Here is a 12,215-nt window from a genome sequence, read left to right as displayed (position 1 = left end):
ACTGTTATACCGCCGGTATCTGCTGGGTGATGCAGTGGATATTGCCGCCGCCGAGCAGGATTTCCCGCGCCGGCACGCCCACCACCTCCAGCTCGGGGAAGATGGTTTCCAGCAGCTGGCGGGCCTGGTCATCGGTGCGCTCATCCAGCAACGGGAACAGCAGCCGCTGGTTGCTGATCAGGAAGTTCACATAGGAGGCGGCCAGCCGCTCGCCGGCCATCCGGGGCACACCGGCGCCGGCGGCCACCCCGGCGGCCTCCTGCCTGGTGATATAGAGGGGGCCGGGCTGGAGCATTTTCCAGATCTTCAACTTGCGTCCCCGGGCATCCACTGCCTGGCTCAGTACCTCATAGGCCGCCCGGGAGCGGGCATACTGGGGATCTTCCTTATCATCGGTCCAGTGCAGTATCACCTCGCCCGGACGGGCGAAGCAGGCCATGTTGTCGATATGACCGTCGGTTTCGTCCATGTAGACGCCCTCCGGCAGCCAGATAAAGGTTTCCACCCCCAGGTAGTCGCGCAGCTGCTGCTCAATCTCGGCCTGAGTGAAATCAGGGTTGCGGTTGGGATTAAGCAGACACTCGCTGGTGGTCAGCAGGGTGCCTTCGCCATCCACGTGGATGGAGCCACCTTCCAGCACCAGGGGGGACTCGTACACAGGCAACTGCTGGTGCGCGAGCATGGCCCTGGCCATGGCCTGATCCTTATCCCAGGGGGAATAGAGACCGCCCTGGTGGCCGCCCCAGGCATTGAAGCGCCAGTCGATACCGGCGGCCACGCCTTTGTCGTTGACCACCAGGGTCGGGCCGGTATCACGGGCCCAGGCGTCGTCACTGTCGATGGCAACCAGCTCCACCTGGGCCGGCATCAGCGCCCGGGCCTCGGCCATCTGCGCCGCCGGCACCGCCATATAAACCGGGGTGGCGGCGGAGATCGCCTCGGCCAGGCGGGCAAAAGTGGCCTGGGCCGGTTTGCCCTGTTCCCGCCAGTTGTCGGGCCTGTGGGGCCAGATCATCCACACCGCCTGTTGCGGTGCCCATTCGGCGGGCATGTAAAAGCCGGACTGGGCCGGCAGGCCCTGAAACTGTGCAGCCATTAGCGCGCTCCCGGGGTTTTGCCGTCGGAGGTCAGCAGGGTGTGATACATGGCCGGCCGGCGATCCCGGAACAGGCCCCAGCTGATGCGGGTCTTGGCGACTTCTTCCAGGTCGAAGCTGTGCACCAATACGCATTCCGATCTCTTGTCCGCCTGGGCGACCAGTTCGCCGAACTGATCGGCGATAAAGGAGGAGCCGTAGAAGGTCATTTCCAGGTTGTCTATATACTTGCTCCGTTCGGTGCCGATGCGGTTGGAGGCGATTACCGGCACCAGGTTGGCGGCGGCGTGGCCCTGCTGGGTACGGGTCCAGTGTGGCTGGCTGTCGATGTCCGGATAGGCCGGCTCGGAGCCGATGGCGGTGGGGAAGAAGATCAACTCGGCACCCATCAGCGCCAGGCTGCGGGCGGTTTCCGGGAACCACTGATCCCAGCAGATGGCCACGCCAATCTTGGCATAGCGGGTTTGCCACACCTTGAAGCCGGTGTCGCCCGGGGTGAAGAACTGTTTTTCCTGATAGGCGGGGCCGTTGGGGATATGAGTCTTGCGATAGACATCCAACAGGGACCCGTCGGCGTCGATCACCACCAGGGAGTTGTAGTAGGCGTTGCCGGCCTTCTCGAAGAAGCTGAGTGGCAGTACCACCGCCAGCTCTTTGGCCAGGGCCTGAAAATGGCGGATCAGCGGGCTGTTGTCCAGTTCATGGGCCAGGGCGAAGTGTTCCGGGCTCTGATCGATGCAAAAATAGGGAGTCTCAAACAGTTCCTGGATCAGCACTATCTGGGCACCCTGGGCCGCGGCCTGGCGCACCAGCTTGTCGGCACGCAGGATATTGCCTTCTTTGTCCCAGCTGCAGGCCATCTGGGTGGCGGCGACGGTAACCTTGGTCATGGTGAACTCTCCTCACAAAGATAAAGACGTTGATAAACAGACAGTCCCAGTCTGGGCGCTGGCAATCCATTCAGCAAATGAATAGTATTAATTATATTATTCATATGGCGAATAATGCATGAAGCTGCATCAACTCGATCTGAACCTGCTGCTGGCCTTCGACGCCCTGATGACACAGCGCAATGTCACCCGGGCGGCGGAGCAGCTGTTTATCAGCCAACCGGCCATGAGCCATGCGTTGAACCGGCTACGTCAGTTTTTTGCCGATCCCTTGCTGGTGCGCAGCCAGGCCGGTATGGTGCCCACGGCCCGGGCACTGGAGCTGCACCTGGCGGTGCACCAGGCCCTGCAACTGCTCGAGCAGCAACTCAGCCGGCCGGCGCGCTTTGATCCCGCCACTTCCCGCCGGCGGTTTGTGCTGAGCACCACCGACTATGTGGAATGCGTGCTGATCCCGCCGCTGATCCGCCGGTTGAAGCTGGCCGCGCCCCTGGTGGGGATCGAGATCCATATACTGCGCGACAAGCTGCCGGAGGAAGGATTGGCCAATGGCGAGGTGGATCTGGTGCTGGGCTTCGATGAGTATATGAAGCTGCCGGCCGGGTTACAGAAGGAAACCTGGCTGACCGAGCCGCTGGCGGGCCTGGTCAGCCGGGATCATGATGCGGTCGGCACGCATCTGTCGCTGGACGAGCTGACGACCCTGCCCCATGTGTTCCACTCGCCCCTGGGCACCCGCGAGTCGATCGTCGATACCTGGCTGGCGGGGCAGGGGCTCAGGCGCATCATCTCGGTCAACAGCCAGAGCTATATGTCGGCGGCAGCCATCGTCAGCCAGACCGATCACCTGCTGGTGCTGCCGCAAAAGGTGGCCGAGCTGCTGGCCGGCGCCTGGCCCTTGAGGATGGTGGCCCTGCCGCCGGACTCGCCCGCCTATCACCTCAACTGCGTCTGGCACCCGCTGCATGACCGGCAACCGGCGCTGCAATGGCTGAGACAGCTGATCCGCGAGCTGATCTGAATTCCGGGAAAGGGGGAGAGGACGGCACCTCTGGATTAGGGGCTCACTCCCGCCGGTGACGTAGATTGTCGGTGATCAGGGAGCAGGGAACAGGGATTGGGGATGGCGGGATAGTTGTGGAAGGCCCGACCCCGGGCCGATAGTAGATTCATGTATCTGGTTCCCACGCTCTGCGTGGGAACCTTATCTCGGGTTTTTATCACGGCGGGATCGCCGCTCCCCAGGAGGAGAGGACAGAACCTCCCGAATTACAGGCTGATCGCCGCCAGCCAGCCGAAGGCGATCAGCGGCAGGTTGTAGTGCAGGAAGGTGGGCACGACCGAATCCCAGATATGATCATGCTGGCCATCGGCGTTCAGGCCCGAGGTCGGCCCCAGGGTGGAGTCGGAGGCCGGCGAGCCGGCGTCGCCCAGGGCACCGGCGGTGCCGATGATGGCCACCGTGGCCAGGGGCGAAAAGCCCAGGGCGATGCACAGGGGCACATAGATGGGCGCGATGATCGGAATGGTGGAGAAAGAAGAGCCGATACCCATGGTGATCAGCAGGCCCACCAGCAGCATCGTCAGCGCGGCCAGGGATTTGTTATCCCCGATCAGCGATTCCACCGCCTGCACCAGGGTGCCGATGCCGTCGGTGGCCTTGACCACGGCGGCGAAACCGGCGGCGGCAATCATGATGAAACCGATCAGCGACATCATCTTCACCCCCTGGGTAAAGGCGTCCTGGCTTTCCTGGTATTTAATGACCCCGCCCAGGGTAAAGATAATAAAGCCGGCCATGGCCCCCAGGATGATGGAGTCGCTATACAGCTGCAGGCCCAGGGCGATGAGGATGGCCAGCACGGCGATCATGATATGGGCATAGTTGATGGTGATATGTTCCGGTTCGATCGCCAGTATCTTGCCTTCATCATAGTGGCGCGGCTTGCGGTAGCTGACGAATACCGCCACCAGCAATCCCAGGAACATGCCGCCGACCGGCATGGCCATGGCCATCGGCAGCATGGACTTGTCCGCCTGTACCCCGTTTTCCAGCAGGTTGGCCAGCAGGATATTGTTGAGGAAGATACCGCCGAAGCCCACCGGCAGCAGCATATAGGTGGCGGTCAGCCCGAAGGTCAGCACGCAGGCCAGGGCCCGGCGATCCAGCCGCAGCTTGGCCATCACATGCAGCAGGGGCGGGATCAGGATGGGAATAAAAGCGATATGCACCGGGATCAGGTTCTGGGAGGAGACGGCCACCAGCAGAATGCTGCACATCAGCAGCGCCTTGACCCACAGTAGCCGGCGGGCATCGGCATCTCGGCCCAGGGCCTTGATCACCTTCTGGGCCAGCAGATCGGTGATGCCGGAGCGGGCAATGGCGACCGCGAAGGCGCCGAGCATGGCGTAGCTGAGGGCGATGGTGGCGCCGCCGCCGAGGCCGCCGGCAAAGGTGTTGACCGCCTCGGTCAGGGACATGCCGGACACCAGGCCACCGGCCAGGGCACTGAGGGAGAGGGCGACCACCACATTGATGCGCAGCAGGCTCAATGCCAGCATTAGGCAGACGGCGACAACGACAGGATTCATTGACTTATCCTTTTTTGATTGGCGAAGGGGGACAAGGGGCGCTAGTTTGCAAAATAATACCCGTATGTCGAGTATTATTTTTCCTCATGTGTCAGGGGGTGTTCCTGGTGCCTGTATGCTTCCTCGCCATTCGGCGTAAAGAAGGGGGTCGGCTCCCTTGGGTTTGGTGCGGGGCGCCCATATACTGTTTAGGCACACAATCCGGTTTGATAAAAACCACCCACAGATAATCAAGGAGATACACATGAGCGTATTGGTAGGCCGTCAGGCTCCTGACTTTACCGCTGCCGCCGTACTGGGTAATGGCGAAATCGTTGAAAACTTCAACCTGAAAGCATTCACCAAGGGCAAAGCCGCCGTGGTGTTCTTCTATCCGCTGGACTTCACCTTTGTGTGCCCGTCCGAGCTGATCGCCTTCGATCATCGCTTCGAAGAATTCCAGAAGCGCGGCGTGGAAGTGATTGGTGTGTCTATCGACTCCCAGTTCAGCCACAACGCCTGGCGCAACACCAAGGTGGAAAACGGCGGTATCGGCCAGGTGAAATACCCGCTGGTTGCCGACGTCAAGCACGAAATCTGCCAGGCCTATGACGTTGAGCATCCGGAAGCCGGCGTGGCCTTCCGTGGTTCTTTCCTGATCGACAAGAACGGCGTGGTCCGTCACCAGGTGGTCAACGATCTGCCCCTGGGTCGTAACATCGACGAAATGCTGCGCATGGTCGACGCCCTGGAATTCCACGAAACCAACGGCGAAGTGTGCCCGGCCCAGTGGGAAAAAGGCAAGAAAGGCATGCAGGCCTCTACCGAAGGCGTGGCCAAGTACCTGGCCGAGAACGCCGAACAGCTGTAATCACGGCTGAAATAATTAAAAATGCCGGCGCAAGCCGGCATTTTTGTATGCGCCAAGCCGGGGTCAGGCCGAGGTGGTTTCCTTCAGCAGTCCCAGCATGATTTGCGCATGTTCGGCGGCTTCCCGCCCCAGCTCGGTCAGATAGCCGCCATCGTGCAGGGTGATCAGCCCTTTCTGGTGCAGCCGCTCGGCGGCGCCGATCTGGGAGGGCGCCGCCGTATGGTGCACCTTGATACCTTGCTGAGTGGTATCCAAGTCAAAATGCAGTAACAGATTCAGTTCATCGACTAACGCCTGGTTATAACCCATATGTCTTCCTTAACCCGCAGGTGTCACTAAGTCCAGCCCTGACGTTAACGCCTTCTTCCGGGCGGAGCTGGGCGCTGGCTCACAATAACGGAGTTACACGGGTCGCTTTCACGGCTTGCATCCGCTCCCGGCTTTACCCATCATGGCCCATTTACATCTCATTCAAGGACCACAAGCCATGGCCAGCATCAACATCCGGGACGCCCAATTCGCCATCACCGACCGACGCCAACTCAGGATCCCCGAGCTGGCCCTGCTAACGGGCCAGTGCTGGGCCTTTGTCGGTGCCAACGGCAGCGGCAAGACGGCCCTGGCCCAGGTGCTGGCCGGTGAGCTGCACCGCGTGTCGGGGGTGATGGAGAATCGGTTCCGCCGGGTTGAATGGGTGTCGTTTGAACAGCAGCAACGGCTGGCGGAGCGGGAGCGGGAAGAAGATCAGAGCGATTACCTCGATTATGAAGATCAGGGCCACACCGCTCAGGAGATTATGCTGGAAGGGGCCAGTGATCCGTCAGCCCTGCCCGGGCTGGCCGCCGGATTTGGCCTGTCCGGCTTACTGTCACGGGGCTTTAAATACCTGTCTACCGGCGAAACCCGCAAGGTGCTGCTGTGCCGGGCCCTGTTGCGGCAGCCGGACCTGTTGGTGCTGGATGAGCCCTTTGATGGCCTGGACGTCGATGCCCACGCGGCCCTCAGCCGCTTGCTGGGCGAGCTGGTGGCCCAGGGCCAGAGCCTGGTGTTGATCCTCAACCGCTTCGAGGAAATTCCCCCCTGCGCCGACCGGCTCGGCATCCTGGCCGACTGTGAGCTGGTGGCCGGCGGCGAACGGGCCGAGGTGGAGCGGGCGGGACTGATGGCCCAGCTGGCCCATCTGGAAGCCCGGGAACAGGCCGCCCAGGCCCTGCCGGCGGCCGATCCGGACGCACAGCGTCGCCAGCTGGACGGGGTGACGCCCCGGGTCGTGATGCGCGATATCCGCATCCGCTATGGCGACAAGCAGATCCTGAATGGCCTGAACTGGCAGGTGAACCCGGGCGAGCACTGGCAGATAGTCGGCCCCAACGGCGCCGGCAAGTCGACCCTGCTCAGCCTGGTGACCGGCGATCATCCCCAGGGCTACAGCAATGATCTGACCCTGTTTGGCCACCGCCGGGGCAGCGGCGAGAGCATCTGGGACATCAAGCAGCATATCGGCTACGTCAGTGCCAGCATGCAGCTGGAATACCGGGTGACCGCCACCCCTCGCTCGGTGATCCTGTCGGGCTTTTTTGACTCCGTCGGCGTCTATCAGCAACCCGGCGAGCGGCAGCTGGCCCTGACCCGGGAATGGCTGGCGCTGCTGGGCCTGAGCGAGCAGGCGGATGTGCCGTTCCGCAGCCTGTCTTACGGTCAGCAGCGGCTGCTGCTGATCGCCCGGGCCATGGTCAAGCACCCGCCGGTGCTGATCCTGGATGAGCCGCTGCAGGGCCTGGATACCCTCAACCGGCACTGGGTCAAGCGCTGGATAGACCTGTTGGTGGCCGAAGGCCAGACCCAGTTGCTGTTTGTGTCGCACCATCAGCAGGACGCCCCGGCCTGCATCAGCCATCGGCTCAGCTTTGTCGCCAGCGGGGACGGCTTCGTCTATCAGACGACATCGTTGAAAGGGGCTTGACCTCGCCTGAGGGGAGGGTGACTATGAGGGTCTCCTTGGCTGTCGGGACATTAACCGATGCTCAACATGGACTTTTCGCAAACACTGTTACTCCCCTATGACTCCGATCGCTGGCAGGCATCCCCCGCCGCCGGCGTCTGGCGTTATCCCCTGGAGCGGGAGCAGGCCGAGAGCGGCCATGTGACCAGCCTGGTGCGTTTCGAGCCGGGGGCGCAATTTCCCGCCCATAACCATCCACTGGGAGAAGAGTTCTGGGTGCTGGAGGGGACGTTTTCCGATGAAAACGGCGACTATGCCGCCGGCAGCTATGTACGCCACCCGCCCCAAAGCCGGCACAGCTCCTTCAGCCGGGATGGCTGCGTGATCTTCGTCAAGCTCAACCAGTTCGCGGCGGAGGATACCGGCACCCTGGTGATGACAGAGCGGGACGGCCAGTGGGTCATCGGTGAGCATGGCTACCGGCGGCTGCCACTGCACAGGCATGAGGGGGAGGTAACCAGCGTGCTGGACTTTCCGGACGGCGGTCGTTTCCCGCCCTGTTGCTATCGGCGCGGCCTGGAACTGCTGGTGCTCGCGGGCGAGCTGAAAGAAGGACAAAGGGGCCTGGCGGCCCTGAGCTGGCTGCGTTTCCCGCCGGGGGCCGAACCGGCACTGACCGCCGCTCCGGGCACCCGGTTATGGGTGCGTACCGGACATCTGGCACCGGCCCGCGATTAAGCCATGCTCCCCGGTTACGGAGCCCACCGGCCTAGCCGATCGGGAAGTTGCTCTCGTCCGGCGGCAGCGGCCAGCCACCCAGTGCCTTCCAGCGGTTGACGATGGTGCAGAACAGCTCGGCGGTTTTGCAGGTGTCGTAGAGGGCGCTGTGGGCTTCTTTATTGTTAAAATCGAGCCCCGCCGTCTTGCAGGCCTTGGCCAGCACCGTCTGGCCCAGGGCGAGCCCAGCCAGGGTGGCGGTGTCGAAGGTGGCGAAGGGATGGAAGGGGTTGCGCTTGATCTCGGCCCGTTCGGCGGCGGCCATCACAAAGCCGTGATCGAAAGAGGCATTATGGGCGACCACGATGGCCCGCTGGCAGCCGGCGGCCTTGAGCCCCTTGCGCACTCCCTTGAAGATCTGGGTCAGCGCTTCTTCTTCGGTAACGGCCCCGCGCAGGGCGCTGAACGGATCTATGCCGGTAAAGGCGAGGGCGGCCGGCTCCAGGTTGGCACCTTCGAACGGCGAGACATGAAAATGGAAGGTCTGATCCGGGAGCAACCAGCCATCCTTATCCATTTTCAAGGTGACGGCGGCAATCTCCAGCAAGGCATCGGTCTGAGCGTTAAAGCCGCCGGTTTCCACATCGATCACCACGGGGTAATAGCCCCGGAAGCGTTCATTAAGCCGTGTTTGTGCTGTTATCTCAGCCATAGTACCCTGACGTTAACCTGAATCGGCCGGCTATTATGCCAGAGCCGCTGAAAAAGGTCGCCCCGCAAACAGGCCGGCCGGCCCCTTCACCGCCATGAGTGGCGTATTATTGGCCAAACGGTCGCAGATACGCAAAAAGTCGTTGCGCCGAACCCGCGACTTTTCTACTATACGTCCCGCTCGCTGAGGACGGTTACGGACCGGCAGCAAAACAAAATTTGGTGAGGTGTCCGAGTGGCTGCCAAGAGGCGGAGCCGGGTGTTAGTCACGTAGCGTGCTGCGTCAGCCCGAGGACAAAGACCCGAAGTCAGCAAGACGGTGAAGGTAGCACCGCAAAACATACCGAAACAAAATTTGGTGAGGTGTCCGAGTGGCTGAAGGAGCACGCCTGGAAAGTGTGTATACGGCAACGTATCGAGGGTTCGAATCCCTCCTTCACCGCCAGATTTAGAAAAACCCGCTGACTTGTCAGCGGGTTTTTTTTCGTATGTCATCCGTCTTTCAATGTAAACCGGCCCGTTCGCCACCACAGCCCCAGTCTCTTTTTTATCCCATCTCTACAGCAAGGCATTATTTTTGCGTTTTGCCTTCCTTTTTACCATTTTTGCAATTGCCATGCTTCCACCTAAACGCCAATATAGAATTCATTTGGACATGGTAGTGGTAGGGAGTGGCGGCCTGAAACGTCGGGGCGGTAGCGTGTTCAACGGACCGGCGGTGTGCGCATCATCGTGGCTCGGCAGTTCCTGTATGGTGCGAATATCGGCAGCATTTTTCCGCCGGAGAGTGGCAAAGGATGACGAAAGGCATGGCCGCCGAGCCGTTTATTCTGCCGCTCCCATTTCCAGATGCGTTAAATGGTGACAACGGATGTAGCGCTTAGTCCGCATGCAGGCATGTGTTCCCGGGACGAAAATTGTATCCACGAGATACCGTATTTTGCCGAGCCAGGTTGAGAAAGGACCACTGCCCATGGCTGATCTTCCAGCATGGCACATCATGGCCTGGTGCTGAAAAAGTATACAGTATATTTGGAGTCGTTCAGTTTAGATGCTCAGATTGATGCCGGGAGATGCGCGTTTATGAGCGGTTATATTTGAAAATTACTTTTATTATTAAGGCGTTAGTGGATGACTGCTCGTGGATTCTGCGCATAGCCAAGCACCAATATGCGCATGCTCGATTTTATCGGGTGAGAATGGCTTGTAAGTTAAAAATAGTCATTTAAATCATAATATTATCTTGCTATTGTCGAATGGATATAAAAGTGTAAATGCGCATGCGCAGTATTAAAATGTTATGAAACCTTTTTAAAGTTCAGTCTTTGATCCTAACATTGTCGCTGAAATGCGCTTTATTTTAGCTAATTGAAAGTTCTGTTTTTGCGGGCTGAACGAGTAGGGTGGTATTGCTAATAAGCCGTTGTACCTAAGTGCAACAACTCACCGACGCTCGGCTATTAGCAGTCCGGTTAGTCCTTTGGAACGCCCTTGTTTTGGGGCTTTCGGTGTTCAGTGAGTCGTCTGTGATATGGTGAACTCATTGTTAAAGTCAGTTTGTGCACATTGCACAAACCATTGGTTTAATTTAAGTTTCATAACAAAGCAATTAAGAGGGACGCCTAACGCACGGCGATTTTGTTTTGGTTTGGCTTCGGTGTTTATGGCACTCTGGTTGAGCTCGGGCGGTAACCGTTGTCGCCCCTTATCGCAGGCGTTAAGTGGCTAGGAGAAAATTATAAACTATGGCATATAAAATTAAAGAATGGGCTGACATCTCTGACGATTTTGATGGTTCAATTCTACTAGGTAATGGCGCTTCAATTGGTATCAATTCAAGCTTTTCTTATCCCTCGCTTAAAGAGCATGCTGTAGATAACGGGTTACTCGTAGAAAATGTACAGAAATTATTCGACCACTTTGATACGGACGACTTTGAGCTTGTTCTACGTCTGGTATGGCAAGCCAATCGAGTAAATTTGGCTCTTGATATCAAAGATAATGCTACAAAGAGTGCGTACGAACACGTTAGGCATTGTTTAATTGAGGCTGTACGTAGCATTCACCCTGAATACTACGAAGTAGAAGATCAATTAGCTAACATAGCGAGTTTTCTAAAACCGTTTAAAACGGTTCTATCTTTAAACTATGACCTATCTTTGTATTGGGTCATTATGTATGCGAACCGAGAATATAATGGTCATAGCTTCAAAGACTGTTTTCTACGTGGTGAATTTGACGAAGATTGGAAGCGATTTCGAGAGTCGATCAGTATTTGGGATCGAAAAACCACATTAGTTTTTTACCCTCATGGTAGTTTGGTTCTCGCCCGTGACGTTGTAGAACAAGAGAAAAAGCTAGAAGCCCGTGGTGGTGATTTACTTCGATCAATACTCAGAGATTGGGAAACAGGAGACTATATCCCTCTATTTGTCAGCGAGGGTACATCAAAGCAAAAAGTTAATGCAATTCAAAATAGTCACTACTTGAACACTGTTTATCGAGAAGTTATTCCCAGAGTAGGAAAGAATCTAACTATTTATGGCTGGGGCTTTGGCGAGCATGATGCACATATTCTTACACGTTTAGCTAATTCTAAGGTGGAAAAAATAGCTGTTTCAGTATTTGGTGGTGATCAAGCGTATTGCACTAGAGTTGCACAAATGATTAAAGATCACGTAGGTAAAGAGGTCAAAGTCGTATTTTTTAATTGCTTAAGTCCGGGTGCGTGGAACATCGCCACTTAACAAATTGCTTAAGAGTGACGGCTAACCTTTGGCATTTTTGGTTCGGTTGGGTTTAGTGATTACGGTGGCTTTGCTCAGTTTCTGTGGCAGTTAGCCGCACCTTAGCAAGGCGTTAGAAATCACGAAGTAACAAGGTGAATATGTTAAAGTCATTGGAACCATTTTTTACCATGCTTGGTGCTATAGCTGCAGTAATTGGCGTAGCAGTTACTCTGCTGGGCTTCCTGCCTCCTAATCAGTTGACGATAAACTTTCAGTTGTATGGCGCAAAACTAATTGCACCGAAAGGTTATGATGTTGTTCCTTCGGAGCTGGAAATTATACCAGAAAACTCTGAATTTATTCGAGGTATTGGAGGGACAGCATTGTTGACGCGTCACGAGATAACATTTGCAGTAGAGAGTGATTATCGTTCACATGGCACATATGTTCTGCTAGGGGGTAAACGGAGATACCTAAAAAGAGGGGATAATCTTGCAGTAGGTGATACCGAATGCTTTATTTGGCTTTATCACATTGATACAGAGAAAAACATGTATCGATACCAATTAAAATGCTAATGAAGCAATATAAATTTCTAACAAACGCCAACAATTTGCAGCCTGCGGCTGCCGGACGCTCGTAAACTCGCGCCGTTGTGGCGGGCGTTATGAGTAAAGAGGATACCAGT

The 12,215-nt window shown here is 57.3% G+C and carries 11 protein-coding genes and 1 tRNA gene; 7 read left to right on the top strand and 5 right to left on the bottom strand.

All coding sequences use genetic code 11. The annotated features are described in order from the left end of the window. Positions 1-4: 4 nt before the first annotated feature. Positions 5-1,096 (bottom strand): agmatine deiminase, encoded by a 1,092-nt coding sequence (gene aguA / locus ABD806_RS04240; RefSeq protein ID WP_344955037.1) that lies wholly within the window; start codon positions 1,094-1,096, stop codon positions 5-7. Beyond that, a complete protein-coding gene (gene aguB, locus ABD806_RS04235) occupies positions 1,096-1,986 on the bottom strand; it encodes an N-carbamoylputrescine amidase (protein ID WP_344955035.1) in 891 nt (296 codons plus the stop codon). The genes aguA and aguB overlap by 1 nt, the downstream gene beginning before the upstream one ends. A 118-nt stretch (positions 1,987-2,104) precedes the next feature. Here aguB and ABD806_RS04230 point away from each other — a divergent pair, with 118 nt between their 5' ends. Next, positions 2,105-3,007 carry a LysR family transcriptional regulator gene (locus ABD806_RS04230; protein WP_344955033.1) on the top strand — a complete coding sequence of 301 codons (903 nt, stop codon included), beginning with the start codon at positions 2,105-2,107 and terminating at the stop codon, positions 3,005-3,007. Positions 3,008-3,255: 248 nt separating this feature from the next. Here ABD806_RS04230 and ABD806_RS04225 read toward each other — a convergent pair whose 3' ends face one another. After that, positions 3,256-4,578, bottom strand: coding sequence for a Na+/H+ antiporter family protein (locus ABD806_RS04225; RefSeq protein WP_344955031.1), 1,323 nt, complete (start codon positions 4,576-4,578; stop codon positions 3,256-3,258). 244 nt (positions 4,579-4,822) lie between these two features. Between ABD806_RS04225 and ABD806_RS04220 the strand changes: the two genes are divergently transcribed. Further along, the gene (locus ABD806_RS04220) at positions 4,823-5,428 is read left to right on the top strand and encodes a peroxiredoxin (RefSeq protein WP_344955029.1); all 606 of its coding nucleotides are present in this window, start codon (positions 4,823-4,825) and stop codon (positions 5,426-5,428) included. Between the two features lie 63 nt (positions 5,429-5,491). Here ABD806_RS04220 and ABD806_RS04215 read toward each other — a convergent pair whose 3' ends face one another. Continuing rightward, positions 5,492-5,737 (bottom strand): TIGR02647 family protein, encoded by a 246-nt coding sequence (locus ABD806_RS04215; protein WP_344955027.1) that lies wholly within the window; start codon positions 5,735-5,737, stop codon positions 5,492-5,494. Between the two features lie 178 nt (positions 5,738-5,915). On the opposite strand from ABD806_RS04215, the gene modF reads away from it, so the two are divergent. Together modF and ABD806_RS04205 are read left to right on the top strand one after the other, a co-directional pair. Then, complete coding sequence (gene modF, locus ABD806_RS04210) at positions 5,916-7,391, top strand: molybdate ABC transporter ATP-binding protein ModF (protein WP_344955025.1); 1,476 nt, start codon at positions 5,916-5,918, stop codon at positions 7,389-7,391. A 66-nt stretch (positions 7,392-7,457) separates the two neighbouring features. Next, entirely contained in the window at positions 7,458-8,108 is a 651-nt protein-coding gene (locus tag ABD806_RS04205; RefSeq protein ID WP_344955023.1) for a cupin domain-containing protein, read from the top strand. A 31-nt stretch (positions 8,109-8,139) separates the two neighbouring features. On the opposite strand, the gene rnt is transcribed toward ABD806_RS04205, so the two are convergent. Continuing rightward, positions 8,140-8,799, bottom strand: coding sequence for a ribonuclease T (gene rnt / locus ABD806_RS04200; protein ID WP_344955021.1), 660 nt, complete (start codon positions 8,797-8,799; stop codon positions 8,140-8,142). 356 nt (positions 8,800-9,155) lie between these two features. Here rnt and ABD806_RS04195 point away from each other — a divergent pair. The 3 genes from ABD806_RS04195 (at position 9,156) to ABD806_RS04185 (ending at position 12,105) form a co-directional block, all read left to right on the top strand. Further along, positions 9,156-9,243: transfer RNA gene (locus tag ABD806_RS04195), tRNA-Ser, on the top strand. Positions 9,244-10,543: 1,300 nt separating this feature from the next. Next, the gene (locus tag ABD806_RS04190; protein ID WP_344955019.1) at positions 10,544-11,545 is read left to right on the top strand and encodes a DUF4917 family protein; all 1,002 of its coding nucleotides are present in this window, start codon (positions 10,544-10,546) and stop codon (positions 11,543-11,545) included. A gap of 140 nt (positions 11,546-11,685) precedes the next feature. Beyond that, a complete protein-coding gene (locus tag ABD806_RS04185) occupies positions 11,686-12,105 on the top strand; it encodes a hypothetical protein (RefSeq protein WP_344955017.1) in 420 nt (139 codons plus the stop codon). Positions 12,106-12,215 lie beyond the last annotated feature (110 nt).

It is taken from the genome of Zobellella aerophila (assembly GCF_039539325.1).
Classification (GTDB): domain Bacteria; phylum Pseudomonadota; class Gammaproteobacteria; order Enterobacterales; family Aeromonadaceae; genus Oceanimonas; species Oceanimonas aerophila.
Note: the sequence above shows the minus strand (reverse complement) of the source record. Positions and strands in the feature narration are given on the sequence as shown.

What these genes read in the sequence shown, in the direction of transcription:
- rnt (WP_344955021.1), bottom strand. Translation starts at nt 8,799, where the DNA reads ATGGCTGAGATAACAGCACAAACACGGCTTAATGAACGCTTCCGGGGC.
- modF (WP_344955025.1), top strand. Translation starts at nt 5,916, where the DNA reads ATGGCCAGCATCAACATCCGGGACGCCCAATTCGCCATCACCGACCGA.
- aguB (WP_344955035.1), bottom strand. Translation starts at nt 1,986, where the DNA reads ATGACCAAGGTTACCGTCGCCGCCACCCAGATGGCCTGCAGCTGGGAC.
- ABD806_RS04185 (WP_344955017.1), top strand. Translation starts at nt 11,686, where the DNA reads ATGTTAAAGTCATTGGAACCATTTTTTACCATGCTTGGTGCTATAGCT.
- ABD806_RS04205 (WP_344955023.1), top strand. Translation starts at nt 7,458, where the DNA reads ATGGACTTTTCGCAAACACTGTTACTCCCCTATGACTCCGATCGCTGG.
- ABD806_RS04225 (WP_344955031.1), bottom strand. Translation starts at nt 4,578, where the DNA reads ATGAATCCTGTCGTTGTCGCCGTCTGCCTAATGCTGGCATTGAGCCTG.
- aguA (WP_344955037.1), bottom strand. Translation starts at nt 1,096, where the DNA reads ATGGCTGCACAGTTTCAGGGCCTGCCGGCCCAGTCCGGCTTTTACATG.
- ABD806_RS04215 (WP_344955027.1), bottom strand. Translation starts at nt 5,737, where the DNA reads ATGGGTTATAACCAGGCGTTAGTCGATGAACTGAATCTGTTACTGCAT.
- ABD806_RS04230 (WP_344955033.1), top strand. Translation starts at nt 2,105, where the DNA reads ATGAAGCTGCATCAACTCGATCTGAACCTGCTGCTGGCCTTCGACGCC.
- ABD806_RS04220 (WP_344955029.1), top strand. Translation starts at nt 4,823, where the DNA reads ATGAGCGTATTGGTAGGCCGTCAGGCTCCTGACTTTACCGCTGCCGCC.
- ABD806_RS04190 (WP_344955019.1), top strand. Translation starts at nt 10,544, where the DNA reads ATGGCATATAAAATTAAAGAATGGGCTGACATCTCTGACGATTTTGAT.